The organism is Kitasatospora sp. NPDC057518 (assembly GCF_042802075.1).
GTDB lineage: Bacteria > Actinomycetota > Actinomycetes > Streptomycetales > Streptomycetaceae > Kitasatospora.
Window position 1 is genome coordinate 1 of record NZ_JBHVEU010000092.1, and the last position, 23,834, is coordinate 23,834.

Sequence of the window (23,834 nt, forward strand, 5' to 3'; positions counted from 1 at the left end):
GAGACAGCGGCAGCGCCGTTTCCGGCTCCCATAATGGAGGCCGGTTCAGCGGGTCGGGCGGCGGGGGCGGGCACGTGCAGGACGGGCAGGTCAGGAACGGCATCTACGGCAGCGCCACCGTGCACGGCAGCGTGCAGCAGGCCCGGCAGATGACCTTCCACCAGTACGCGGCGCCGGCTGCCCCGGTGGAGTGGCCGGTGGTGATCGGGCGGATTCCGCCGAAGGCGACCGCCTTCCAGCCCCGGGAGCAGCTGCGGGAGGCGATCGACGAGGCTCGGGGGCAGTACGGGACAGTCGTGCTCAGCCAGGTGCTGGCAGGCGGCGGGGGCGTCGGGAAATCCCAACTCGCGGCGCACTACGCGCGCGAGGCCGTCGAGGCGGGCACGGACCTGGTCCTGTGGGCCGACGCCGCCGAGCCCTCCGCCGTCACCGACCTGTACGCCCGGGCCGCCGTGGAACTCCGCGTACCCGGAGCGAACGGCGAGGCCGAGCAGGACGCCGAGCGCTTCCTGGCCTGGCTCGCCGCTACCGAGCGCGGCTGGCTGATCGTCCTCGACAACACCACCGAGCACACCCCCGAACAGCTGTGGCCCGTCACCAGCCGGGGCGGACGCGGCCGGGTCATCGCCACCACCCGCCACCGGGGCGCCGCCAGCACCGGCGGCGACCGGACGCTCATCGACATCACCACGTACTCCCCCGCCGAATCCATCAGCTACCTGAGCGAGCGTCTGGAGCGGGCGAAGTGCACCCGCTTCCTCGACGAGCACGCGGCCGAACTCGCCGAGGAACTGGGCCACCTACCGCTCGCGCTCGCCTATGCCGCCGCCTATATGGTCAACACCCGCCGCAGCTGCGGCCGTTACCTCGAACTCTTCCGCGACCGCACCCACAGCCTGGACACCGTCCTACCGGCCCGCACCGGCATCGACGGCTACCGGGGACCCATCAGGGCGGCACTGCTCCTGGCCCTCGACTCGGCCATGCTCGAGCAGCCGATCGGCCTCGCCGGGCCCGTCCTCCACCTGACCGCGCTACTGGACCCGGCCGGCCATCCGGAACAACTGTGGAGCACCGAAGCGGCGTTGAACCACCTCAGCAGCATTCGCGGCAGGCCGGTCACGGGCGACGACGCGCTGGACGCACTCGCGGTGCTGCACAACTACAGCCTCGTCACCCTCGGCGAGACCCCTCATCGTGAAGTCACCCTGCACGCCCTCACCGCCCGGGCCGCACTCGACATCGGCCCGGATACGCCGCAAACCATCCTCGCGGCCGCCAACGCCCTCCTCGAACTGTGGCCGAGTGCGGACTACAGCGTGCAGGATCTGGCCGCGACGCTCAGGGCCAACACCGATGTCCTCACCGGACACGACGCCGCCCACCTGATTCGACCTCCGCAGGGAACTCACGGACTTCTCTTCCGTTGCGGCGGCAGCCTGTTGGAGGCAGGCCTCTACGCCGCCGGCATTCAGTACTGGAACGGTCTCTCCACCGCGAGCGACCGAATTCTGGGCGCCGACCACCCTGACACCCTCAGCTCCCGCCACAACCTCGCGTACTCGTACTCGGAAGCCGGGGACACCGACGACGCGATCAGCCTCCTCGAACAGGTCCTCATCGACCGACAACGCGTCCTCGGCGCCGACCACCTCAACACCCTCAGCTCCCGTCACAACCTCGCCACCACCTACTGGAAAGCCGGGCGCACCGACGACGCGATCAGCCTCCTGGAACTGGTCCTCACCGACCACGAACGCGTTCTCGGCGCCGACCACCCCAACACCCTCAGTGCCCGCCACAACCTCGCCACCGGCTACGCGGAGACCGGGCGCACCGACGACGCCATCAGTCTCCTCGAACAGGTCCTCACCGACCGCCAACGCGTCCTCGGCACCGACCACCCGTACACCATCAAGACCCGCCACAACCTCGGCACCGCCTACTGGCAGACCGGAAAGCAGGAGCAAGCGATAGCGATACTCCGCCAGGCGGTGGCGGATCTCGACCGCGTCCTCGGGCCGGACCATCCAGACACCGTCTGGGCACGAGAAAACCTGCTCGAAGTGGCCCCAAAACCCCAGCCCGCAGCCACCCGGGACAGCAGCCCGCCTCGCCCATAATGGAAACCGTTCAGCAGGTCGGTGGTGGGGGCGAGCAGGTGCAGGGCTGGCAGGTCAGGAACGGGATCGACGGCAGCGCCACCGTGCACGGCAGCGCCTTCCAGGCGGGCGAGATGACCGTCCACCAGTATGCGGCGCCGACCGCCCCGGTGGTGTGGCCGGTGGTGATCGGGCGGATCCCGCCGAAGGCGACGGCCTTCCAGCCCCGCGAGGAGTTGCGACGGGAGATCGACGCGGCTCGGGGGCAGTACGGGACGGTCGTGCTCAGCCAGGTGCTGGCAGGCGGCGGGGGCGTCGGGAAATCCCAACTCGCGGCGCACTACGCGCGCGAGGCCATCGAGACCGGCACCGACCTGGTCCTGTGGGCCGACGCCGCCGAGCCCTCCGCCGTCACCGACCTGTACGCCCGAGCCGCCGTGGAACTGCGCGTACCCGGAGCGAACGGCGAGGCCGAACAGGACGCCGAGCGCTTCCTGGCCTGGCTCGCCGCCACCGAGCGCGGCTGGCTGATCGTCCTCGACAACACCACCGAGCACACCCCCGAACAGCTGTGGCCCGTCACCAGCCGGGGCGGACGGGGCCGGGTCATCGCCACCACCCGCCACCGGGGCGCCGCCAGCACCGGCGGCGACCGGACGCTCATCGACGTCAGCACCTACTCCCCCGCCGAGTCGGCCGCCTACCTGGGTGAGCGGCTGGAGCGGGCGAAGTGCACCCGATTCCTCGACGCGCATGCGGAGGAGCTGGCCGAGGAACTGGGCCACCTGCCGCTCGCTCTGGCCCACGCCGCCGCCTACATGGTCAACACCCGCCGCAGCTGCGGCCGTTACCTCGAACTCTTCCGCGACCGATCGCGCAATCTGGACGCCGTCCTCCCAGCCCGCACCGGCGCCGACGGCTACCGGGGCCCGGTGACGGCGGCGCTACTCCTGGCCCTGGACGCGGCCACGCTGGAGCAACCGATCGGCCTCGCCGGGCCCGTCCTCCACCTGACCGCACTACTGGACCCGGCCGGCCATCCGGAACAACTGTGGAACACCGAGGCAGTGCTCCACCACCTCAGTGCCATTCACGGCAGGCCAGTCACGGCCAACGACGCGTTGGACGCGCTCGCGGTGTTGCACAACTACAGCCTGGTCACTCTGACGGATACCCCGAACCGCGAGGTGACCCTCCACGCGCTGACCGCCCGGGCCGCCCTCGATACCGGTCCTGATGCAGCACAAGCAGGCCTCGCGCTCGCCGATGCCCTGGTCGAACTGTGGCCAAGTGAGGATTACGGCCTGCAAGGCCTGGCCGCAACGCTCCGTGCCAACACCGACGTGCTCGCCGGACACCAGACCATCAACCTGATTCAACGGCCGCAGGGGATTCACATGCTTCTGTTCCGCTGCGGCACCAGCCTCGTCAATGCGGGTTTGTACGCCACAAGCATGGAGTACTGGGGCAATCTCTCTGCCGCAGGCGAGCGATTCCTGGGCATCAATCACCGTGACACTCTCAGTGCCCGCGGCAACCTCGCACAGTCCTGTTGGGAGGCCGGACGCACCGACGAGGCGATGAGCCTTCAAGAGCAGGTTCTTACCGACCTCCAGCGCCACTACGACTCTCACCACCCCGCCGTCGTTCTGGCCCGCAACAACCTCGCCGCCACGTACTCCGGCGCCGGACGCATCGAGGACGCCATCAGCCTCCAGGAACAGGTTCTTACCGACCTCCTATTCGTCCTTGGCACCGACCACCCTTACACCCTCATGGCGATCAATAACCTCGCCGCCAGCTATCTGGATACTGGACACATCGACAACGCTGTCAGGCTCCAGGAACAGGTCCTCGCCGACCGCCAACGCGTCCTCGGCACCGGCCATCCCCATACCCTGATGACGAGCAATAACCTTGGCATTGTCTATTGGCGTGCTGGACGCCTGGATCAAGCGACGACAATGCTCCGCCAGGCAGTAGAGGGTCTCGACCGTATTCTTGGACCGGACCATCCAGACACCATGCTGGCGAGGAAGAACATGCTCCTGGTCGCCCAACATCCTCAGCCCGAGGCCGCCCACGACAGCAGCACCCGCAGCCCGTCGTCCGAGGCCGAGCCCGGGTCGGCGGTGTAGGTGACCAACGCCTGTCCGGAGTCGTCGGCGGGCCGCAGCGTGTCGTAGGCGAGGTCGAGCGTCCCGGCGAGGGGGTGGCGGAAGGACTTCCGGCCGGAGGTCTTGTCGGCGACCGGGTGGTCGGCCCACATCTGGCGGAACTCCTCGCTGCCGAGGCAGAGTCGGCCGACCAGTTCGGCGAGCAGGGGGTCGTCGGGGCGGCGGCCGGCTTCGAGGTGGAGGAAGGCGACGTTCTCGCGTGCGCAGCCCGCCCAGTCGGCGTAGAGCTCGCGGGAGGCGGGGTCGAGGAAGGTGATGCGGGCGATGTTACGGTCCTCGACGGGCAGGGCGCCGTAGTCGCCGAACAGGGCGACGGCGGCGCGGTTCCAGGCCAGGATGTCCATCCGGTGGCCCATCACCACGGCGGGGGTGTGGTGGAGCTGTTCCAGCAGGTGCAGCAGGGAGGGGCGCGGCTGCTGGCGGACGGCGGGGCGGCGGCGCGGCCTGGGCGTGGGGCGGGCGAGGCGGTGGAGGTGGCCGGACTCGTCGGGGGCGAGGCGCAGGGCGCGGGCGACGGCGTCGAGGACGGCGTCGGACGGGTTGCCGACGCGGCCCTGTTCGAGGCGGGTGTAGTAGTCGACGCTGACGCCGGCGAGGTGGGCGAGTTCCTCGCGGCGCAGTCCGGCGACGCGGCGGCGGCCGCCGTAGTCGGGGAGGTCGACGTCCTCGGGGCGCAGGCCGGCTCGGCGGGTGCGGAGGAATTCGCTCAGGGCGCTGCTCGGGTTCACGTCATGGATTCTCACCCGGACGGGTGCCGCCGTGCCTGGTCCTGCCAGGACCAGGCACGAGGAGGCACTCAGCCGGTCAGCGACGGGAAGGCCGGGACGAGCCCGCCGTCGATCACGACGTCCTGACCGGTGATGTACGAGGAGCGCTCGGAGAGCAGGAAGGCGACCGTCTCCGCGACGTCCTCGGCGGTACCCAGCCGGCCGAGCGGGACGTGGCGGCGGATCGGCTCGTGGTCGGCCGGGTCGGGGACGGCCGCGTGGAACATCTCGGTGACGATGTAGCCGGGGCTGACCGAGTTGACCCGGATGCCGCGCCCGGCCAGTTCGCTCGCGAGGGTGCGGGCGAGGCTGAGGACGGCGGCCTTGCTGGCGGCGTAGACGGCGGCGCCGGGCAGACCGCGGTGGGGGGTCCAAGAGGCGTTGAGGACGACCGATCCGCCGCCGGCGGCGTCCAGCAGCGGCAGGGCGTGCTGGACGGTGAAGAACACGCCCTTGAGGTTGGTGGCGACGATCCGGTCGAACTCGGCCTCCGCGACCTCGCCGACCGGTTGGAAGCCGGCCACGCCCGCGTTGGCGAAGACCCCGTCGAGGCGGCCGTACCGCTCACTCACGGTGTCGGCCAGCCGGGCGAGGTCGGCGGGTACGGAGGCGTCGGCGCGGACGGTGAGCAGCCGGTCGCCGGCGTCGAGGCGGGCCGCGGCGCGGGCGAGCCGGGCCTCGTCGCGGCCGGTGACGACGACCCGGGCGCCGGTGCCGAGGAGGTGGCGGGCGGTGGCGAAGCCCATGCCGCTGGTGCCGCCGGTGACGAGGACGGCGGGGGCGGTGGGGGCGGTGGCGTCGGAGGAGATGTTGTTCATGGCGTCCACCCTCGGGACCGGCGCCGGGCCGGCACCAGGCCCGGTCCGACCGTGGGTCCCGGAGGACCACCCTCCGAAAGACACCTCTGGAGAACGGCTCCGGAAAACCGCCCTCCCGACCGGGAATCGGAGCGATCACCGGGTGGTTGGGCCAAGGCGACGGTCCACTACGGCACTCGCGAAGAAGGACTTCCCATGAAGATCGGCATCATCGGCGCGGGCAACATCGGCGGCAACCTGACGCGGCGGCTGACCGCGCTGGGGCATGAGGTCGCGGTGGCGAACTCCCGCGGCCCGGAGACGCTCAAGGCGCTGGTCGACGAGACCGGGGCGACGGCGGTGACGGTCCCCGAGGCCGCCCGCGGGGCACAGGTGGTGGTGGTGACGGTGCCGCTGAAGAACGTGCCGGACCTGCCCGCCGGGCTGCTGGACGGCGCCGCCGAGGGCGTCGCGGTGATCGACACCGGCAACTACTACCCGAAGGAGCGCGACGGCCGGATCGACGCGATCGAGGACGGCGGGCTCACCGAGAGCCGGTGGACGGAGCAGCACATCGGGCACCGGGTGGTGAAGGTGTTCAACGGCACCTACGCCCAGGACCTGCTGGAGCGTCCGCGCCCGGCGGGCGACCCGGAGCGGCTGGCCGTGCCGGTCGCCTCGGACGACGAGGCGGCCAAGCGGGTGGTCCGGGCGCTGGTCGACGAGTTGGGCTTCGACACCGTGGACGCGGGCGGCATCGACGAGTCCTGGCGCCAGCAGCCGGCCACCCCGGTGTACGGGCTGCGCGCCGGTGTCGAGGCGGTCACCCGGGCGCTCGCGGAGGCGTCTCCGGAGCGCCCGGCGGCCCACAAGGCCTGACCCCGCCGAAGGAGGCGGAGCCGGCAGCTCAGCGGAGCCGGCGCGCCCCCTCCGCCGGGACGGCGGTGAGGGTGCGCGGCTCCGCGTACCCGGCCGCGCGGAACGCGGCGGTGACCTCGGCGGCGACGTGTCCGGCGGCGTCCGCGTCCACCAGGGCGATGACCGAGCCGCCGAAGCCGCCGCCGGTCATCCGCGCACCGTGGGCGCCGGCGGCCACGGCGGCCTCGACGGCGAGGTCGGTCTCCGGGCAGGAGACCCGGTAGTCGTCGCGCAGCGAGGCGTGTCCGGCGGTGAGGATCGGGCCGAGCGCGGCGGGGTCGCCGGCGTCCAGAAGGGCGACGGCGGCTTCCACCCGGGCGTTCTCGGTGACCACGTGCCGCACCAACGGGACCAGCTCCGGCGGGAGTTGGGCGAGCGCGTCGGCCAGCCCGGACGGCTGGAGCGAGCGCAGCGCGGGCAGCCCGAGCAGGGCGGCGGCCCGTTCGCAGCCGGCCCGCAGCGCGGCGTAGGCGCCGTCGCCGAGGTCGTGCTTCACCCGGGTGTCCAGGACCAGCAGGGCCAGGCCCGCTCCCGCCAGGTCGACGGGCACATGACGCATCGTCAGATCCCGGCTGTCCAGGAACAGCGCGGCCCCGGGGCGGCAGCACATCGAGGCCATCTGGTCCATGATCCCGCAGGGCACGCCGACGAAGGCGTTCTCGGCCCGCTGTGCGAGCACCGCCAGCTCGGCGGCCGAAAGGCCCAGCCCGTACAGGTCGTTGTAGGCTGCGGCGACGACGCACTCCAGGGCGGCGGAGGAGGACAGCCCGGCGCCGCTGGGCACGTCGCTGTCCAGCCGGAGGTCCGCCCCGCCGACCGGGTGCCCGGCCTCGCGCAGCGCCCAGACCACCCCGGCCGGGTAGCCGGCCCAGCCGGGCACAGAGCCCGGCGCGAGGTCGTCGACCCTGAGCGCGACGAGTTCCCTCCCCTGGGCGGACCAGAGCCGCAGCTGTCCGTCCCCGCTGCGGGCGGCCTGGGCGCGGACGGTCTGCGGCAGGGCGATCGGGAGGACGAACCCGAGGTTGTAGTCGGTGTGTTCTCCGATCAGGTTCACCCGGCCGGGGGCGGCCCACTCCCCCTCGAACGGACGGCCGTACAGCTGCGCGAAGTCGTTCATGCGGTGGCCTCCCGCAGCCGGCGGGCCGCGTGCTCGGGGGTGACGTCGTTGACGAAGGCGTCCATGCCGGATTCCACCCCGGCCAGGTACTTGAGCTTGTCGGCGGTGCGGCGGATGGTGAACAGCTCCAGGTGCAGGGCGAGTTCGTCCCGCTGTCCGGCGGGGGCCTGGTGCCAGGCGGAGATGTACGGGGTGCGGCCGGTGCCGAAGAGCCGGTCGAAGCGGCGCAGCAACTCCAGGTAGAGGGTGGGGAATTCGTCCCGCTGGTCGGCGTCCAGCGCGGTCAGGTCGGGCACCCGGCGGTGCGGGTACAGGTGCACCTCGTACGGCCAGCGGGCGGCGAAGGGGACGAAGGCCGTCCAGTGCGTCCCGGCGAGGACGACGCGCTCGCCGTGGGCGCGTTCGGCGGCGAGCAGGTCGTCGAAGAGGTTGCGGCCGGCGGTGGCGCGGTGCTCGGCGGCGCGGGCGGCCATCCGGGCGGTGCGCGGCGCGGTGAAGGGCAGGGCGTAGATCTGGCCGTGCGGGTGGGCGAGGGTGACGCCGATCTCGGCGCCCCGGTTCTCGAAGCAGTAGACCTGCCGCACGCCGGGCAGGGCGGAGAGTTCGGCGGTGCGGTCGGTCCAGGCGTCCAGGACCAGCCGGGCCCGCTCGGGGGTGAGGTCGGCGAAGGAGGCCTCGTGGTCGGCGGTGAAGCAGACCACCTCGCAGCGCCCGGCGCCGGGGCCGCTGGTCCACAGGCCCTCGGCGGCCCGGACGGGCTCCGCGGGCGGGCCGGCCAGCGAGGGGAAGCGGTTCTCGAAGACGGCCACCTGGTAGTCCGCGGCCGGGATCTCGCTGTGCCGCCTGTCCCGGGACGGGCAGAGCGGGCACTCCTCGGGCGGCGGCTGGTAGGTGCGCGCCTGGCGGTGGGCCGCGATGGTGACCCAGTCGCCGGTGGCCGGGTCGAGCCGGACCTCGGAGCCGGGGGTCTGCGGGTCGAGCGGCCGCTCGTCCACGGCGTCGCGGCGGGCGGCCGTGCCGCCGTCGCAGGCCGTGCCACCAGCGCAGGCAGCACCGCCGTCACAGGCGGCGTCGCAGGCCGCGCCGCTGTCGTAGTAGATCAGTTGCCGACCGTCCGCGAGGGTGGTCACGGTCCTGACGGTGGGCTGGGTCAGGGACGTCCCGGGCATGGCCCTTCTTCCTCTGAGCTCTGAGTGGAACACCGGAATCAACAGAAAGCTACAATCTCAAACATTATCCACCAGGACCACGCACCGGACGTGGTCGAAGGAGGCCTCCCGATGGCTGACAGCGCCCAACCGCTCGCCGGACAGCGCCGCGTGCTGATCCTGGAGCAGATCCGCGCGCGCGGCGGGGTCCGGGTCACCGAACTGGTCCGCGACCTCGGGGTCTCGGACATGACGGTCCGGCGCGACCTGGACGCGCTGGCCCGCCGCGGCCTGGTGCACAAGGTGCACGGCGGCGCGGTCCGGGTCGAGGCGCCGGCCACCGGCGAGCCCGGGTTCGAGGCCAAGGCGCACTGGGAGCTGCCCGCCAAGGAGGCGATCGCCCGGGCCGCCGCCGCGCTCGTACCGCCGGGCTCGGCGGTCGGGCTGGCCGGCGGGACGACCACCTACGCGGTCGCCCGGCGGCTGCGCTCGGTCGAGGGCCTCACCGTGGTGACCAACTCGCTGCGGATCGCCGAGCTGCTGGAACAGCCCGCCGAGGACGGCACCCCGTCCACCGCCACGGTGATCCGCACCGGCGGTGTGCGGACCCCCTCGGACGCGCTGGTCGGGCCGGTGGCCGACCAGGCGATCCGCTCCCTGCACGTCAACCTGCTGGTCCTGGGCTGCCACGGCCTCTCCCCCGAGGCCGGGCTGACCACCCCGAACCTGGCCGAGGCGGAGACCAACCGCGCCTTCCTCCGCTCGGCCCGCCGGGTGGTCGTGGTGGCCGACCACACCAAGTGGAACGCGGTCGGCCTGGCCTCCTTCGCCGACCTGGACCAGCTGGACGTCCTGGTCACCGACGACGCCCTGCCCGCCGAGCAGCGGGCGGCCGCCGCCGGACTGGTCGGCGAGCTGATCGTGGCCGCGACGGCGGACCACACGGGCCGAACCGGCTGACGGATCCGAAGGATTCAGCCGGGCCGGCCCGAACTCCCCCGCACCACCAGCTCGGTGGGCAGTTCCAGCCCTTCCCCCGCCGCCGCCTCCCCGCGCACCTGGTCCAGCAGCCGGCCGACCAGCGCCGTGGCGATCGCCCGCAGCGGCAGCCGGACCGAGGTCAGCGCGGGGTGGAGGTGGCGGCAGAGCGGCGTGTCGTGGAACCCGGTGACGGCCACCCCGCCGGGCCCGACCACCAGCCCCTCCGCCCGGACCGCCTCGTACACGTCCAGCGCCAGCAGGTCGCTGCCGGCCGCGAAGGCCGTGGGCCGGTCGGGCCCGCGCAGCAGCGCCCGTACGGAGGCCACCACGGAACCCGCGGCCGCCGTACCGGAACTCCCCGCCCCGGAAGCCCCCACCGCCACCGCGGACAGGCCCAACCGGCGTGCCTCGGCCAGGAATCCGGCCCGCCGCGCCGCCATCCAGGGCAGCTCCTCGGCGGCCCCGAGGTAGCCGATCCGGCGGTGGCCGAGCGCCGCGAGGTGCCGCACCACCTCGGCCATCGCCGCCTCGTTGCCAATGTCCACCCAGCGCTGGGGCTCGCCGGGCCCGGTCCGGCCGAAGCTGGCGAACGGGACGCCGAGCCGGGCCGCGTGGGCGATCCGGACGTCCTCGTGCAGGACGTCCGCCAGCACCAGTCCGTCCACCTGACGGGCCGCCACCAGTTCGTCGATGGCGGCCACCGGGTCGGCCGCGCCCTGCCCCGGCCGGAACAGCAGCACCCGCTGCCCCGCCGCCCCGGCCGCGTCGACCAGGGCCTCCAGGAAGCCGGCCATCAGCGGGTTGGGGTCGAGCGGGTCGTCCACCGGGGCGAGGTAGCCGAGGGTGCGCCGGGCGCCGCTGCGCAGCGAGCGGGCCGACTGGTCGGGCTGGTACCCGAGTTCGCGGATCGCCGCGTTCACCCGGTCCAGCGTCTCCGGGCGGACCCGCCGCGGCGCGTTGAGCGCGTTGGAGACGGTCTGCCGGGAGACCCCGGCCGCCCGGGCGACCTCCTCGATCGTGGTGGCGCCGCGGCGCGGCCGGTGCGGTCCCTCGGGCATGCGGTTCTCCAGACGTGGTCGGGTGCGCGGAGCGGGCCGGGGCCCGGGGGTCGGCCGGCGGCCCCGGAGGCGGTCAGCGACGCAGGGTCAGCAGCCCGCCGCGCGGCACCGGGATCACGTCCGCCCGGTCCAGCTCGACCTCGCCCTGCCGGACGATACGCCCCCGGGCGTCCTGCACCGTCACCGCCACCTGCCCGCGGCCGCCGGTGAGCCGGACGTCCGGGTCGGCGTCGGCGTTGGCCACCAGCAGGGTGCGCCAGTCGTCGCCGGAGGCGTCCACCGGCAGCGCGGCGTACCGGGCCACGGCCACCGTGCCGGTGTCGGTACCGGCGCCGGTCCCGCCGCCGGTGCCGCGCGCGGTGACCATCGGGTAGCCGAGGTCCGGGCGGGCCGGGAGCAGCTCGCCGAGCTGGAGGGTGTCGGCGTGCTCGCGGAAGACGCCGAGCCAGAAGGCGATCGCCTCGCGCTGCTCCTCGCTCTGGGCGGCGAGGTCGACGGAGATCTGCGGCACCGAGAACAGCACGTTGATCAGGTGGCAGGCGACCTGCTCGGCCGGTTCCTCCCGGTGCCACATCAGCATGTCGGCGTGGACCGGGACGGGCCCGGCGGCCAGCCGCACGTCGATGGTCCGCTGCCGGTTCTCCTGCGGGCTGAGCGGGCAGTCGGTGGCGCGGATCATGGTGGCGTACGGCCACAGGCCGGGGCTGACGTACGGCTGGCGGTGCTCGATCATCGCCTCCGGGTTCGCGGCGGTGATCCGGCCGCGGATCGCGGCGAGCAGCCGCTCCACGCCCTCGTCCACGCTCGCGCAGTCCGCGCCGGGGCGGGCCGCCGGGGCGTCGTCGCGCTCCGCGGCCCGGGCGAACCAGTCGACGAAGTCCACCTTGAGGCCGTCCATGCCCCACTCCTCGACGGCCCGGACGAGCCGGTCGGTGAGGAAGGCCCGGACCTCGGGGTGGCGCGGGTCGGCGACGATCGCGCCCATGTGGGCGGCGTCGGCCAGCGCGAGGTGGCCGATCTCCCGGTACGCGGCGCTGTCCTTGCCGATGAACGGCAGCGCGTACCAGAGCATGTAGCGCACCCCGAGCTCGTGCACCCGCCGGACGTGGGCGGCGGTGTCGGGCAGCGAGACCGGCTCCCAGTCGCCGCAGTGGGCGTAGCCGCGGGTGCGGTCGGCGGTCATCCAGCCGTCGTCCACGATGATCACGTCCAGGCCCAGCTCCTTGCCGAGCGCGGCCTGGGTCTCGACGCCCTTGGGGGTGATGTCCTGGTGCATCGAGTACCAGGTGGAGTACGCGGGACGGCGGGCGGCCTCTGGGATGTCGGCCGTACGGCCCTCGCCCCACCAGGCGGCCAGGTCGGCCAGGGCGCGCCCGAAGTGCCGGCGCGAGGTGTCGATCCGGACGGTGAGCCGGTCGGTGGCCTGGGCCCAGAACCGGAACTCGCCGGTCTCCTCGACCACTCCGGCCCCGGCCAGCACGTCCGGGCGGCCGGCCGCGAAGGCGCTCAGCGCGACGTCGCCGGTGCCGACCAGCGCGGCGATCGGCGCGCCGTTGGCCAGCGAGGTGCGGCGCGGGGCGCTCCAGGCGGCGGGCAGCCAGCCGGTGCCGCGCGGCTCGGGGGTCCAGAGGGCGGTGGCGTCGACGCAGGGCACCCGCCACTCGATCCGGACCTCGCCCGGGCCCTCGGCCGTCACCTCCACCACGCCGTCGGCGACGCCCCGGGCCGTGCCCGTGCCACTCACCCGCAGGTCCAGCCCGTCGGCGTACAGCGGACGCAGGCCGCCGGCGGCGGTGGGGGCGTGCGGCTCCCAGACCTCGCCCGCGGCCGCGCCGGCCGTCGTCCCGCTCGTACCGGCCGTGGCGCCGGCCGTGGCGCCGGCCGTGCTCACGGTCGTGCCGGTGTCGTTCGTCTCGGTCATGGTCAGCCCTTCGTGGCGCCGGCCAGCAGGCCGGAGATGAACTGCCGCTGGAGGACCAGGAAGAGGACCATCATCGGCAGGGTGGACAGCGCGGTGCCGGAGAGGATCGCGCCGTAGTCGGTGTTGGACTTGTTGCCGTGCAGCGTCGCCAGGGCGACCGGCAGGGTGTGCATCTCGGGGCTGCGCAGGGCGATCAGCGGCCAGACGAACTGGTTCCAGGAGCCCAGGAAGAGGAAGATCGACAGGGCCGCCAGCACCGGCCGCATGACCGGCACCACCACGCTGAACAGCACCCGGAGTTCGCCCGCGCCGTCGACCCGGGCGGCGTCCAGGAGCTCGTCCGGCAGGCTGCTCAGCGACTGCCGCATCAGGAAGATGGCGAACGGCACGCACAGGCCCGGCAGGATCAGCGCCTGGTAGGTGTCCAGCAGGCCGAAGTCCGTCATCATCTTGAACAGCGGTACCAGTACGACCTGTTCGGGCACCACGAGGGTGGAGAGCAGCAGCGCGAAGAGCAGGGTTCGGCCGCGGAAGCGGAACTTGGCGAAGGCGTAGCCCGCGAGCAGCGCCACGACCAGGGCGCCCAGGGTCTGGACCCCCGCCACCAGCAGGGAGTTGCCGACCACCCGGAGCAGGCCGATCTTCTGTTCCAGGTGGCTCAGGTTCTCGCCGAGGCTCCCGCCGGGCAGCAGCTTCGGCGGCCAGTCGAAGACCTCGGTGTCCTTGCGGGTGGCCGAGACCACCAGCCAGTAGAAGGGGGCGATCGACAGCCCGGTGACGCCGGCCAGGAAGAAGGTCAGCGGCCAGCCGCGCAGTTTCTTGAGGTTCACTTGTCCTTCTCCCCCATCAGGCGCATCTGGACGGCGCCGAGCACCGAGACGAGCAGGGTGAGCGCGTAGGCGATGGCGGAGGCGTAGCCGAAGTCGAAGTACCGGAAGCCGTTCTGGTACAGGTACATGGAGACGGTCAGGGTGGCGTTGTCCGGCCCGCCGCCGGTCAGCACGTACGGCTCGTCGAAGAGCTGGAGCGTGCCGATGGTCGAGAGCACGACGGTGAACAGCAGCACCGGGCGCAGCGCGGGGACGGTGATCGAGGTGAAGCGGCGGATCGGGCCGGCCCCGTCGACCATCGCGGCCTCGTACAACTCCCTTGGTATGGACTGGAGTCCGGCGAGGTAGATGACGGCGTTGTAGCCGGTGTAGTGCCAGGTGAGCACCACGACGACGGCCATCCGGGCCCAGACGGGCTGGCCCAGCCAGTCGACGGAGGGCAGGCCGACGGCGTTCAGCAGCCAGTTGACGGCGCCGTCGTCGGCCTTGAGCAGGTAGGCGAACATCACGCCGGTGGCGACCAGGCCGGTGACCGAGGGCATGAAGACGCCGAGCCGCCACACCGTACGCCAGCGCACCAGCGCGGAGTTGATGCCGACGGCCATCAGCAGGGCCAGGCCGAGCATCAGCGGGACCTGCACGACGAGGATCTCGCCGGTGTTGCGCAGCGCCGTCCAGAACAGCGGATCGTCCAGCAGGCGGCGGTAGTTGGCGAGGCCTGCGTCGCGGGTGGCGGCGCCGGAGCCGGTGGTGAAGGAGAGCAGCAGCGAGTCGATGACCGGGTAGGCCTTGAACACGCCGAAGGTGAGCAGGGCGGGGGCGAGCAGCAGGTACGGCACGGCGCCGCGGCGCCAGCGGGCGCGGCGGAGCCGGCCGGACCGGCCGGGCCCCGCGGATCCCTTGGACCCCTTGGCGATGGCGGCGGGCGGGCTGGCGGCACTCATGCGATACCGCGTCCCGTCTGCTGGGCGAGCTGCTTGGCGGCGTCCTGGAGGACGGCGGCCGGGTCGGCGCCCTTGAGGAAGACCTTGGTCTGGGCGTCGCTGACGAGCTTGAGGGCGCGGGCGTAGTCGCCGGAGTAGTTGGTCGGGTCCCCGCCCTCGACGGCGAGGTCGGTGAAGGTCTTGAGCACCGGCTGGCCGCCGTAGAAGGCGCTGGGGGCGGCGTACATCGGGTCGGTGTAGGCCTCGGTGAGGGCCGGGAAGACGCCGCCCGCGTTGAACATCGTGTTGACCGAGGCGGCGCGGGTGAGCGCGTACTCGACGAACTTCCAGGCGGCGCGGCGGCGCGGGCTGGAGGCGGCGACGGCCAGGTGGGTGGAGTTGACCAGGGCGGTGCGCTTGCCGCCGGGGGTGACCGCCGGGGGCTTGGTGAGGCGCCAGTTGCCGCTCTGGTCGGGGAACTTCTTCTCCAGGTAGTGCGCGACCCAGGTGGGCATCGCGGCCGCCCCGAGCTTGCCGGTCTTCATCACCGGCGGCCAGCTCTGGACGCCGGGGGTGTCGCCGATCAGCCCGGCCTCGTCCAGCCGCTTGATGATCGTCAGGGCGCGCACGGCCGGCTCCGAGGCGACGGTGATCTTGCCCTGGAGGTCGAAGTAGAAGGCGCCCTGGAGCTGCATCAGGCCCTGGAGGAAGTCCAGGTCGGGGGTGGGGTTGGCGGCCCGGTTGACACCGATCAGGGCGATGCCGGGGTTGGCGGCCTTGAAGCGGTCGGCGACGGCGAGCAGGTCGTCCCAGGTGGCGAAGGTCTCGGGGTCGATGCCCGCCTTGTCGAAGTAGTCCTTGCGGTAGAAGAAGCCGAGCGCGTTGACCTCCCAGGGCAGCGCGTAGGCGTGGCCGTCCTTGCCGGTGACGACCGGCCACAGGCCCTTGGCGAACCTGTCCTTGTACGCGTCGGCGCCGAGCGCGGAGAGGTCGGCCAGGCCGCCGGGGAACTTCTCCTGGTAGCCGGGCAGGTAGTCACAGCCGATGTGCAGGACGTCGCCGAGGCCCTGGCCGCCGGCCGCCAGTCCGACGGTGATCTTGTCCCAGATGGCGGGCTCGCCGATGTCCTGGACGTCGACCTTGATCCCCGGGTTGTCCTTCTCGAAGGCCGGGACGATGCCGCGCAGGGCGTCGGCGGCGGTGGCCCAGGACCAGACGGTGATCGTGCCGGTGTCGGCGTCCCCGCCGGCGGCGCCTCCCGAGCCGGAGCCGCCGCCGCAGGCCGCGAGGGAGCCGCCGGCCGCGACGGCCAGCAGGCCGGCTCCGGAGGCGCGGAGAAGGTCGCGTCGGGAAAGGTGTGACATTGCATTCCTCTCGGTGGGGTGGCGCCGGAAGGCTGTGGTGCGAAGGGGGTGGCGCGAAGGGTGGTGCGAGGGGGTGCTGAGCGCAGGCGGGGGTTGCTCTGCTGTTTTGAACGTTCAAACACACAAAACAAACCAGAACCAAACAGGTTCCAACGAGCGGACACAGCAAACGCCCGCCCTCCCCGTGCCGTCAAGACCTGGAGAGGGGAACGACGGGCTCCGCAACCGTTCCGTTATCAGCCGGTGGCCCGACCCTGCGAACGGATCCCGGATCGCTTTCCGGCCAGATTTGTCATGCATCCATCCACTTTCGACCGGCCCCGCCACCCCTCCGACTAGGGTCGCTCCAGCTTCGCGGCACGGCGCCGTACGGCCATCGCGCGGCGCTCCGCGGACCCGTCGATTGGACTGGTGAGTAGTGAACATCAAGCATCGCCACGTGCCCGGTCGTTCATGGACGGCGACGGTCCGGGGCCGGCTCGCCGCCGCGGTGGGGGTGGTCACCCTGCTGGTGGCCGTCCTCACCGGCACGGCCGCCGGCACGGCCACCGCGGCACCGGCGGCGGCACCGGTCGCCGCCGCCCAGGCCTCCCCCGGCTGGGTCTGTCCCGGCACACCCATACCGGACGGCTACGTGATCACCCAGCGCCAGCCGAGCGGGTGCAACAAGGCCGGCGCCTGGTACATCCAACCCGTGCAGAACGGCATCTGGACCTGCGCCACCTCGCCGATTCCCCCCGGCTACGTGATCACCCTCCACAACGCCACCGGCTGCAGCGGCATCGACTACTGGTACCTGGAAGTGCCCCGCGACGGCCAGTACACCTGCGCGGGCTCACCGATCCCGCCCGGGTACGTGCTCACCGGCCACATGAACTCCGGCTGCGGCAACATCGGCTCGTGGTACCAGCAGCTGGCCCGCGTCGGCGAGTACATGTGCCCCTACCAGCCCGTTCCGGCCGGCTTCCGCGCCGGCACCTACAACGCGAGCATGTGCAGCGGCCTCGGGGGCTGGTACCTGCTCGCCGCCTGATCCGACCGTCCCCGGCGGGCAGCGCGCAGCGCCGAGCGCCCGGTGCCCGCCGGGGGTCCGACCGTCCCGCGTCCCGGCCGCCCATCAGCCGCTCACCCGGACTCAGCCTTCCGCCGACGGCAGCTCCCCGTCGGCGCCGGGGAACCGCGTCCCCGGGGTGACCGGGATCCCGCGCGACATGGCCTCGAAGTCCAGGATCGGGTGGGTCAGGATCTCCTCGACCTCGTCGGTCAGGAGGTTGCCCAGGATGAACTCCTCCTCGGCCCCCGACCCGAAGGTGACGACCTGTCCGCTCGACTGGATCATCCAGTTGAGCAGCTCCCGCTCGCTGCTCTCCGCGAGGTGGATCTCCCGGCCGGGGTGGTCACGCCGGATGCCGTCCACGACCTCGCGGACGTCCTCGACCGCCACCCCGAGCCTGCGGACCGTGTCCGGCGACGCCCGTCGGCCCCACCACTGGAAGATCACCCACTGGGCGACCGAGGGGTGCGACATGATCTCGGCCGCGAGCTCCGGCAGTTGGTGGAGGTTCTCGGCACTCGCCACGGTGTGCACCCGCACCCGGTCGAAGCCCTCGGCGTCGCACAGCGCGAGGGATTCCAGCAGCGCCCGCAGGAGGTTGCTGTCCGGGCTTCGGCGGAACGCCCGCTGCACGTCCGCGGTGACGGCGTCCAGCGGCAGCCGCAGCGAGGACAGCCCCCGGAGCCGGGCGAGCTTCTCGGCGGTGAGCGTGTAGCCGGTGGTGTCGAGGCCGACCTTGAGCCCGGCGGCGATGGCATGGTCGACGACGTCGAAGATCGGCGGCCACAGCAGCGGGTCACCGCCGGCCAGGACCAGGTCGGTGGTCCCGTGCGCGGCCAGCTTCCCGATGATCCGGTCCGCCTGGGCGAGGTCGATCTGCTCGGCGGCGAACGGGTTGTAGCAGCCCTGGCAGGACATCGGACAGCGGTTGTTGATCGACCAGTTGACCCGCCGCACGCGCCGGCCCGTACGCGGCCGGTCGGCCCGGCCGCGGATCCCGGCCACCAGCTGGGCCAGGCGCCGGGCCTGCGGGAGGGTGGTGTCCGCGAGCAGTTCCTCCGCCCGTTCGACGGCGGCCGCGGTGGCGTTGTTCTGGAGCAGCAGGAACGCCAGGCGCCACCGCATGGCCTCGTCGGCCGGGTCCCGGACCAGGGCCTGTTCGACCCGCGAGGTCAGGGCGCCGAGGTAGCCGGGGTTGAAGTGGGCCGGCTCCAGGCGCCGTTGGAAGTCGTCGGCTATGGACCCGCGCTCCAGGGCCCGGTCATAGCCGGCCCGCAACGGGTGCGGGGGCAGGATCTCCACGTGCTGCCGAGTGGACATGGGGTGCTCTCCGGTGGGGGTCAGTTCGAGGCGGACGGCAGCAGGACGACCATCGAGTCGGCGGACGACAGCCCCATGCTCTCGACGAAGACCGCGTCGCGGACGCGCTGCGCGACGGCGGGGTGGGTGGGGGCGTCGAGGTAGCGGGCGGTGGATTCGAGCGGGGTCAGGCCCCGTTCGGCGATCAGGGTGCGCAGGGCCCGCGGGAGGTTGTCGAGGTCGTCGCGTATCCCGGCCAGGTCGAACCGGTCGGCCAGCCGCGTCGCGGCCCTGCGGGCCTTGGCCAGGTTGGTCGGCGGATCCTGGACGGTCGCCTTCGCCAGGTAGTAGGGGACGGGCTGCATCATCCAGGCCAGCGCCGCGCGCGGGTCGTCCTCGTGGCCGGGCAGGTCGAAGGCCTCCGGCCCGAGCCCGAGGCCGTCGCAGAACCACTCGGGCCGCATGCTGATCCGGTAGTGGGCGTGGCCGGCCAGCCGGAACGCCGGAAGCCTGGCGATGACGGACGTCGTCTCGATCCCGAAGGTGTCGGAGATCCGCCGCATCCTCCGCCCCACCACGGCCCGGACGTCCGGCACGTGCGCGTCCTCGCCCACGAGGTGGATCAGGTCGAGGTTGGAGACGACGTCTCCGTCCGGCCCGGTGCGGTGGTCGCCACGCGCGAGTGAACCGGTCGCCGCCACCGACATACCGGTGACGTCGGCGAACTCACGGGCCAACTCCTGGAACAGCAGGGGGACGTCTTCGGGTCTCACGTGGCTCCTCAGGTGTCGGCGGCGACGGCGAGGAAGAGAGCTTCACGCGCTCTTCCAAGTCCTTTTACATCGTGGAGAGTTCGTATTCAGGCGCGCAGCCTAACAGCGGCTCACCACAAATGGTCACGTTCGCATCAACTGCCTCATGCGTCATGACTGACGGAGCAACAGAATCAGTCACATCCGGTCAGTCGAAAGCCGCCCGACGCACATAGATCGGATACGGGTCACCCCCGACGAAAGCGACGGCCCCCACCGCACCGAAGTGGTACAGCCGGTGACCGATCTCCCCCGCGGCCCGGGCGCCGAACCGACTGTTGAGGTCGGCGGCCTGGTCCGCGTCCAGCGCGAGCAGGGCGAGGCCGGCCCGGAGGACGTCGAGGGCGTCGAAGAGGCTGTCGAAGACGGTGGGCTTGGTGAGGCCCACGATCTCGACACTCACGGAGAAGGGGAACCCGTCACTCACCGCGAGCCTCCGATCCGCACCCGGCCGGCCCGATTCCCGCCACCCGGTCGGAGGGGAAGTCGCGGGGCAGCTTTCTTGCGATGGTGAGGGACTGGCGGCAACGGGGCAGCTGGCAGGAGTACTTCTTCGACGTTCCGGGCATGGCAGGGCCTCTTCCGGTATGGGGAGGGACGATCGCAATCGAGGGCCGGTAAGAGGCATGGGAATGCCCGGTCCATCGGCACCGAGATCACGCTGCGTGGTGCATCGAACTACGGGAAGTAGCATGCCCTGCGTTGGCCAGTCGGTGCAACGGAACCCGAGAATGTGCATATGTCTTTTGAGATTGGATGTGACGAGCCCGCTGCCATCACGTCAGACTGTGGGCCGACGACAGAGTGCGACGAGGGGAGGTCGGAGCGTGGCCGCAACACCGACGGTCCGCCGACGGATGCTGGGCGGGGAACTCCGAAAGATCCGCGAGGGACTCAACCTCAAGGTTGATGACGTAGCAGTCCGGCTCGGCTGGCATCAATCCAAGGTCAGCCGGTTGGAGAACGGCCGCCACGGAGTGCGCGCGAACGAGGTCGGGATACTGCTCGACGTCTACGAAGTCACCGACCCGGAGATGCGGGAGGCACTTGAGACGCTGGCGCGCGAGGGCAAACGCCGGGTGTGGTGGCAGCCGTACTCGGATGTGATCTCGAAGCACTACGCCTCGTTCATCAGCTTCGAGGCGGAGGCTGTATCGATCCGGAACTTCGAATCATCGCTCGTGCCGGGGCTGTTCCAAACTGCCGACTACGCGCGTGCACTGATCCGACAGCTTGAGCCCGAGGCCACACCCGACGAGATCAACGCACTGGTCGACGTTCGCTTGGCGCGCCAGAACGCAACGCTCCGGAGAGAGGAACCTCTGAAGCTATGGGCGATCGTGGATGAGGCCGCGCTTCGCCGCCTGATCGGCAACCAGAACATCATGGCGAGGCAGTTGCAGCAGCTCGTCGCCGTCTCCAGGGAACCGCACGTCACCGTACAGGTGGTGCCCTTCTCAGCCGGCGCCCACGCGGGCGTGCACGGGTCGTTCGCGATTCTGAGCTTTCCTGTTCGAGGAGATCTCGACGTGGTGTACACCGAGGCCTTGACCAGTAGTCTCTATCTCGAACGAGATGACGACGTCGCAGCCTACGACCAGGCCTTTGACCGGCTTCGGGCAGCTGCCCTCGACGTCGCGCCGTCACGGCGGCTTATCGCGCAGATCGCAAAGGAACTTGAGTGATGATCACCGATCGGAGCGAAGTGAACCTGGCTGGCGCCACCTGGCGAAAGAGCAGGTACAGCGCCAACCAGGGCAACTGCATCGAGGTCGCCGACGGCTTTGCCGGCACCGTTCCCGTCCGGGACTCCAAGGACCCCGGCGGCCCCGCGCTCGTCTTCCCCGCCGACGCGTGGTCCGCCTTCCTCGCCGCCCTCAAGACCGGCGAACTTCCCAACACGTGAGCACACCCGCGCGAGAAGTCGGCCCAGCCGACTTCTCGTGCAACCGATCAGCCAGGACGCCGCCCGCCGCACGACTGACCGGAGCAAAAGCCGGAGGGTCCTGCTCCGGCATGACCCGCCCCGGTGCGGCCCGGCGGCTTCAGGGGGCCGCCGGCGGGGCGAGGTCCTTCGTCATGAAGACCCTGCTGGTGCCCGGCGGGTCGCACGGGACGTCGCCCAGGCGTCGCCAGCCGTGCTTCGCGTAGAACCCGGGCGCCTGGAAGCTGATCGTGTACAGCACCGCCGTGCGGCAGCCGCGTGCGCGGGCCTCGTTCTCGGCCCGGCGCAGGATCTCGCTGCCCAGGCCGCCACCGCGCAGCTCGCGCGGCAGGAAGAACAGGTCGAGGAAGAACAGCCCGAGTGAGGTGCGACCGGTCAGACCGCCGATCACCCGGCCGGTTCGGGAGTCGCGCACCAGGACGGCCAGCGGGCGGCGGTCGTCGATGGCGGTCGTGTCGGTGTTGAACCGGTCCAGGGCATCGGAGACGAGCGATACGTCGGTGGGCTCCGGGGCATCGGTGACCGTGAGGCCGATGCCGGGCCAGGGGTTCGGTGGGGTGATGTCGGTGGCGGGCATGAGGTTCCCAGGGCGGTTGGCGGAAGAGGTACGGGCGGAGGACGCGGTGGCCTCGGCCGGTACGGGACGATAGGGCGCGGACGCTTCGGCCCGACCCGAATCGAGACCGACGACAATCGAAGGCATGGACGATCAGCGCGAGAGCCGGGACGTCGGCGTGGACCTGGCCGTCGTGGCCAGGCTGCTGGCCGACGGCACCAGGGCGGACTTCTGTCTGGCCCTGCTGGACGGCCGGGCCTGGACGGCCAAGGAACTGGCCCGCCACGCCGGTGTCGCGGCCTCGTCCGCGACCGAGCATCTGAACGTGCTCGTACGCGGCGGACTCCTCGTCGAGGAACGGCACGGACGCCACCGCTACCTGCGGATGGCCGATCCGCGCGTGATGGCCCTGATCGAGAGCCTCGCCGCGCTCGCGCCGCACCGCGCCCCCGGACCGCGTTCGCTGTCGGGCTCGGGGCGGCAGCGGGCCCTGGCCCGGGCCCGGCTGTGCTACGACCATCTGGCCGGGGAACTGGGCCTGGCCGTCACCGACTCGATGGCCGATCGCGGCCTGCTGGACTGGGGCGCCGATCCGTCGCTCACCGCCAAGGGGGCGGCCTGGCTCGGAGACCTGGGCATCGCACTGCCCGACGCCTCCCGCAGGCCGCTGGTACGCGCCTGTCTGGACTGGACCGAACGGCGCCCGCACCTGGGCGGGGCCGTCGGCGCCGCCGTCTGCGGGCACGCCCTGGCCGCGGGGTGGCTGACCCGGATCGGAACCACCCGTGCCCTCGCCGTCACGGATCTGGGCAGACGTGAACTGCGCGAGCACCTCGGACTGCCCGCGACCACCGACATGCCGTCCCGGGACCAGGAGGCGGACTAGCGACCCCGCGACGCACGGGCCGGGCACGAACGGGGCCCGCGCGAGGAGTCGGCCGGGCCGACTTCTCGTGCTCCCGGCCGCGCGGCGCTACGGGAGCACCGGGCGCAGGACCTCGGCCACCCGGGCCTTGACCACCTCACCGTGGACGAGCGGGACGGGCCGGCCTCCGCGCTCAACCGAAACACCGAGGTCCGCCAGCACGTACAGGACGCGCAGGGTGCGCACCGTGTTGGAGGCCCAGACCGGCATCGGCCCGCGCTCGTACGGGGCGAGGGCCTCGGCGATCGGCGACAGCCAGGCGGTCGACCGCTCCGGCGTCAGGTCGGGGCGGGTGAGGACGAGGGCCACGGCCTTGGCGAGCCGGTCATCCTCACGCTCGGCGAACAGGTACTCCGTCGGGGCCAGCAGGCGCTCGGCGGCGAGCGCGAGCAGCGGCTCGGGGTCGACCTCGGGCCGCAGGCCGAAGGCCCCCAGCAGGTCCGCGCCGTGCGCCACCGCGTGCAGCCACCCGAGCGCGTCGTCACGGCCCCGCAGGTCGGTCTCCGCGCGGTACCAGCCGGCGAACGCGTCGAGCCACGACAGCCTGAGCACCCCCTGACCCACGATCATCTTCAGGACGAGCGGGGCGAACGTCCGGGCTTCGATCCGCGGATCGGTGAAGCGCCCCGCCATCAGGTCCCCGAGCGCCAGACACCCCTCACCGTCGATCACCCCGCCCCGTATCCAGGCGTCCAGCACCGCGTACGGGTAACCGTCCCTGACCTCCGGGTCCGGATCCCCCAGAGCCACCGCCAACTCCGCGGTCAGTTCGTCCAGCCCGCGCCCCGGGGGAAGAGCGCAGTCGTTCTCGTAGATCTCACGCCAGTTCGTCACGCGCGGACCCTATCGGCGGCCGCCGAGCCCTTTCACCTGCATTTTTACCCTCGCCGGCAAGGCCTCGACTGGTTGGCTCCGATCAACACCCGCCCGAAAAGGATCATCACTCCGATAAAATCGAGTCCGTCGAGCACAGGGACGACAAGCGGCTGGACTTGTCCAACGACGCGAACAAGTTCACCGCCTCGGTCGTGATGGGCGATCCCGGCACGGCGCCGGACACCCTGCACCTGACCGTCGTCGCCCCCTGCGTCCCGCGCGGCGCCGGCCCGGGGCCCTCCGCGAGCGGCTGACGGCGAACCC

Annotated in this window: 23 protein-coding genes; 9 read left to right on the forward strand and 14 right to left on the reverse strand. The window is 72.1% G+C overall.

Annotated features, from left to right (window positions below; genetic code table 11):
• Together ACFU7Z_RS12445 and ACFU7Z_RS12450 are read left to right on the forward strand one after the other, a co-directional pair.
• Nucleotides 1–2,123, forward strand: a 2,123-nt coding sequence (locus ACFU7Z_RS12445) for a tetratricopeptide repeat protein (protein ID WP_380777486.1), incomplete at its 5' end; no start/stop codon positions are given.
• A complete protein-coding gene (locus ACFU7Z_RS12450) occupies nt 2,123–4,240 on the forward strand; it encodes a tetratricopeptide repeat protein (protein WP_380777487.1) in 2,118 nt (705 codons plus the stop codon). The genes ACFU7Z_RS12445 and ACFU7Z_RS12450, both read left to right, overlap by 1 nt.
• Here the strand turns inward: ACFU7Z_RS12450 and ACFU7Z_RS12455 are convergent.
• Both ACFU7Z_RS12455 and ACFU7Z_RS12460 read right to left on the reverse strand, forming a co-directional pair.
• Nucleotides 4,168–5,007 (reverse strand): helix-turn-helix domain-containing protein, encoded by an 840-nt coding sequence (locus ACFU7Z_RS12455; RefSeq protein ID WP_241852881.1) that lies wholly within the window; start codon nt 5,005–5,007, stop codon nt 4,168–4,170. The two genes, ACFU7Z_RS12450 and ACFU7Z_RS12455, sit on opposite strands and share 73 nt — an antisense overlap.
• Before the next feature lie 68 nt (nt 5,008–5,075).
• Nucleotides 5,076–5,864, reverse strand: coding sequence for an SDR family NAD(P)-dependent oxidoreductase (locus ACFU7Z_RS12460; RefSeq protein WP_380777488.1), 789 nt, complete (start codon nt 5,862–5,864; stop codon nt 5,076–5,078).
• A gap of 195 nt (nt 5,865–6,059) precedes the next feature.
• Here ACFU7Z_RS12460 and ACFU7Z_RS12465 point away from each other — a divergent pair, with 195 nt between their 5' ends.
• A complete protein-coding gene (locus tag ACFU7Z_RS12465; RefSeq protein WP_049650753.1) occupies nt 6,060–6,722 on the forward strand; it encodes an NADPH-dependent F420 reductase in 663 nt (220 codons plus the stop codon).
• A gap of 28 nt (nt 6,723–6,750) precedes the next feature.
• Here the strand turns inward: ACFU7Z_RS12465 and galK are convergent, their stop codons facing one another.
• Together galK and galT are read right to left on the reverse strand one after the other, a co-directional pair.
• The gene (galK, locus tag ACFU7Z_RS12470; protein WP_380777489.1) at nt 6,751–7,878 is read right to left on the reverse strand and encodes a galactokinase; all 1,128 of its coding nucleotides are present in this window, start codon (nt 7,876–7,878) and stop codon (nt 6,751–6,753) included.
• Nucleotides 7,875–9,047: a galactose-1-phosphate uridylyltransferase gene (galT, locus tag ACFU7Z_RS12475; protein WP_380777490.1), complete on the reverse strand. Its 1,173-nt coding sequence runs from the start codon at nt 9,045–9,047 to the stop codon at nt 7,875–7,877. The genes galK and galT overlap by 4 nt, the downstream gene beginning before the upstream one ends.
• Nucleotides 9,048–9,158: 111 nt before the next feature.
• On the opposite strand from galT, the gene ACFU7Z_RS12480 reads away from it, so the two are divergent.
• Complete coding sequence (locus ACFU7Z_RS12480) at nt 9,159–9,986, forward strand: DeoR/GlpR family DNA-binding transcription regulator (protein ID WP_074002530.1); 828 nt, start codon at nt 9,159–9,161, stop codon at nt 9,984–9,986.
• A gap of 14 nt (nt 9,987–10,000) precedes the next feature.
• On the opposite strand, the gene ACFU7Z_RS12485 is transcribed toward ACFU7Z_RS12480, so the two are convergent.
• The 5 genes from ACFU7Z_RS12485 to ACFU7Z_RS12505 all read right to left on the reverse strand — a co-directional run bounded on the left by ACFU7Z_RS12485 (nt 10,001) and on the right by ACFU7Z_RS12505 (nt 16,103).
• Nucleotides 10,001–11,065, reverse strand: a complete 1,065-nt coding sequence (locus ACFU7Z_RS12485; protein WP_074002529.1) for a LacI family DNA-binding transcriptional regulator — start codon at nt 11,063–11,065, stop codon at nt 10,001–10,003.
• 73 nt (nt 11,066–11,138) lie between these two features.
• Complete coding sequence (locus ACFU7Z_RS12490) at nt 11,139–12,986, reverse strand: glycoside hydrolase family 36 protein (RefSeq protein ID WP_380777491.1); 1,848 nt, start codon at nt 12,984–12,986, stop codon at nt 11,139–11,141.
• 2 nt (nt 12,987–12,988) lie between these two features.
• Nucleotides 12,989–13,816, reverse strand: a complete 828-nt coding sequence (locus ACFU7Z_RS12495) for a carbohydrate ABC transporter permease (RefSeq protein WP_053111977.1) — start codon at nt 13,814–13,816, stop codon at nt 12,989–12,991.
• The gene (locus ACFU7Z_RS12500) at nt 13,813–14,760 is read right to left on the reverse strand and encodes a carbohydrate ABC transporter permease (RefSeq protein WP_380777492.1); all 948 of its coding nucleotides are present in this window, start codon (nt 14,758–14,760) and stop codon (nt 13,813–13,815) included. The genes ACFU7Z_RS12495 and ACFU7Z_RS12500 overlap by 4 nt, the downstream gene beginning before the upstream one ends.
• A complete protein-coding gene (locus ACFU7Z_RS12505) occupies nt 14,757–16,103 on the reverse strand; it encodes an extracellular solute-binding protein (protein ID WP_074002528.1) in 1,347 nt (448 codons plus the stop codon). The genes ACFU7Z_RS12500 and ACFU7Z_RS12505 overlap by 4 nt, the downstream gene beginning before the upstream one ends.
• Nucleotides 16,104–16,542: 439 nt before the next feature.
• Between ACFU7Z_RS12505 and ACFU7Z_RS12510 the strand changes: the two genes are divergently transcribed.
• Entirely contained in the window at nt 16,543–17,136 is a 594-nt protein-coding gene (locus ACFU7Z_RS12510) for a hypothetical protein (protein WP_049650074.1), read from the forward strand.
• 102 nt (nt 17,137–17,238) lie between these two features.
• Here the strand turns inward: ACFU7Z_RS12510 and ACFU7Z_RS12515 are convergent, their stop codons facing one another.
• The 3 genes from ACFU7Z_RS12515 to ACFU7Z_RS12525 all read right to left on the reverse strand — a co-directional run bounded on the left by ACFU7Z_RS12515 (nt 17,239) and on the right by ACFU7Z_RS12525 (nt 19,671).
• Entirely contained in the window at nt 17,239–18,477 is a 1,239-nt protein-coding gene (locus ACFU7Z_RS12515; protein WP_380777493.1) for a radical SAM protein, read from the reverse strand.
• Between the two features lie 20 nt (nt 18,478–18,497).
• On the reverse strand, nt 18,498–19,229 hold the full coding sequence (locus ACFU7Z_RS12520) for a hypothetical protein (RefSeq protein ID WP_380777494.1): 732 nt from the start codon (nt 19,227–19,229) through the stop codon (nt 18,498–18,500).
• A 187-nt stretch (nt 19,230–19,416) separates the two neighbouring features.
• Nucleotides 19,417–19,671, reverse strand: a complete 255-nt coding sequence (locus tag ACFU7Z_RS12525) for a hypothetical protein (RefSeq protein ID WP_380777495.1) — start codon at nt 19,669–19,671, stop codon at nt 19,417–19,419.
• 424 nt (nt 19,672–20,095) lie between these two features.
• Between ACFU7Z_RS12525 and ACFU7Z_RS12530 the strand changes: the two genes are divergently transcribed.
• Complete coding sequence (locus ACFU7Z_RS12530) at nt 20,096–20,953, forward strand: helix-turn-helix domain-containing protein (protein ID WP_380662667.1); 858 nt, start codon at nt 20,096–20,098, stop codon at nt 20,951–20,953.
• Nucleotides 20,953–21,174 carry a DUF397 domain-containing protein gene (locus ACFU7Z_RS12535; protein ID WP_380777496.1) on the forward strand — a complete coding sequence of 74 codons (222 nt, stop codon included), beginning with the start codon at nt 20,953–20,955 and terminating at the stop codon, nt 21,172–21,174. Before ACFU7Z_RS12530 ends, ACFU7Z_RS12535 begins: the two co-directional genes overlap by 1 nt.
• Nucleotides 21,175–21,313: 139 nt before the next feature.
• On the opposite strand, the gene ACFU7Z_RS12540 is transcribed toward ACFU7Z_RS12535, so the two are convergent.
• Complete coding sequence (locus ACFU7Z_RS12540) at nt 21,314–21,790, reverse strand: GNAT family N-acetyltransferase (protein ID WP_074002523.1); 477 nt, start codon at nt 21,788–21,790, stop codon at nt 21,314–21,316.
• Nucleotides 21,791–21,914: 124 nt separating this feature from the next.
• Between ACFU7Z_RS12540 and ACFU7Z_RS12545 the strand changes: the two genes are divergently transcribed.
• On the forward strand, nt 21,915–22,655 hold the full coding sequence (locus tag ACFU7Z_RS12545; protein ID WP_074002522.1) for a helix-turn-helix transcriptional regulator: 741 nt from the start codon (nt 21,915–21,917) through the stop codon (nt 22,653–22,655).
• A gap of 87 nt (nt 22,656–22,742) precedes the next feature.
• Here ACFU7Z_RS12545 and ACFU7Z_RS12550 read toward each other — a convergent pair whose 3' ends face one another.
• Nucleotides 22,743–23,528 (reverse strand): DUF2785 domain-containing protein, encoded by a 786-nt coding sequence (locus ACFU7Z_RS12550; RefSeq protein ID WP_380777497.1) that lies wholly within the window; start codon nt 23,526–23,528, stop codon nt 22,743–22,745.
• Between the two features lie 158 nt (nt 23,529–23,686).
• On the opposite strand from ACFU7Z_RS12550, the gene ACFU7Z_RS12555 reads away from it, so the two are divergent.
• On the forward strand, nt 23,687–23,824 hold the full coding sequence (locus ACFU7Z_RS12555) for a hypothetical protein (protein ID WP_380777498.1): 138 nt from the start codon (nt 23,687–23,689) through the stop codon (nt 23,822–23,824).
• Nucleotides 23,825–23,834 lie beyond the last annotated feature (10 nt).

Excerpts from the sequence above, each read along its gene's own strand:
- ACFU7Z_RS12450 (WP_380777487.1), top strand. The coding sequence starts at position 2,123 with ATGGAAACCGTTCAGCAGGTCGGTGGTGGGGGCGAGCAGGTGCAGGGC.
- ACFU7Z_RS12460 (WP_380777488.1), bottom strand. The coding sequence starts at position 5,864 with ATGAACAACATCTCCTCCGACGCCACCGCCCCCACCGCCCCCGCCGTC.
- ACFU7Z_RS12465 (WP_049650753.1), top strand. The coding sequence starts at position 6,060 with ATGAAGATCGGCATCATCGGCGCGGGCAACATCGGCGGCAACCTGACG.
- galK (WP_380777489.1), bottom strand. The coding sequence starts at position 7,878 with ATGAACGACTTCGCGCAGCTGTACGGCCGTCCGTTCGAGGGGGAGTGG.
- galT (WP_380777490.1), bottom strand. The coding sequence starts at position 9,047 with ATGCCCGGGACGTCCCTGACCCAGCCCACCGTCAGGACCGTGACCACC.
- ACFU7Z_RS12480 (WP_074002530.1), top strand. The coding sequence starts at position 9,159 with ATGGCTGACAGCGCCCAACCGCTCGCCGGACAGCGCCGCGTGCTGATC.
- ACFU7Z_RS12485 (WP_074002529.1), bottom strand. The coding sequence starts at position 11,065 with ATGCCCGAGGGACCGCACCGGCCGCGCCGCGGCGCCACCACGATCGAG.
- ACFU7Z_RS12490 (WP_380777491.1), bottom strand. The coding sequence starts at position 12,986 with ATGACCGAGACGAACGACACCGGCACGACCGTGAGCACGGCCGGCGCC.
- ACFU7Z_RS12500 (WP_380777492.1), bottom strand. The coding sequence starts at position 14,760 with ATGAGTGCCGCCAGCCCGCCCGCCGCCATCGCCAAGGGGTCCAAGGGA.
- ACFU7Z_RS12505 (WP_074002528.1), bottom strand. The coding sequence starts at position 16,103 with ATGTCACACCTTTCCCGACGCGACCTTCTCCGCGCCTCCGGAGCCGGC.
- ACFU7Z_RS12515 (WP_380777493.1), bottom strand. The coding sequence starts at position 18,477 with ATGTCCACTCGGCAGCACGTGGAGATCCTGCCCCCGCACCCGTTGCGG.
- ACFU7Z_RS12535 (WP_380777496.1), top strand. The coding sequence starts at position 20,953 with ATGATCACCGATCGGAGCGAAGTGAACCTGGCTGGCGCCACCTGGCGA.
- ACFU7Z_RS12540 (WP_074002523.1), bottom strand. The coding sequence starts at position 21,790 with ATGCCCGCCACCGACATCACCCCACCGAACCCCTGGCCCGGCATCGGC.
- ACFU7Z_RS12545 (WP_074002522.1), top strand. The coding sequence starts at position 21,915 with ATGGACGATCAGCGCGAGAGCCGGGACGTCGGCGTGGACCTGGCCGTC.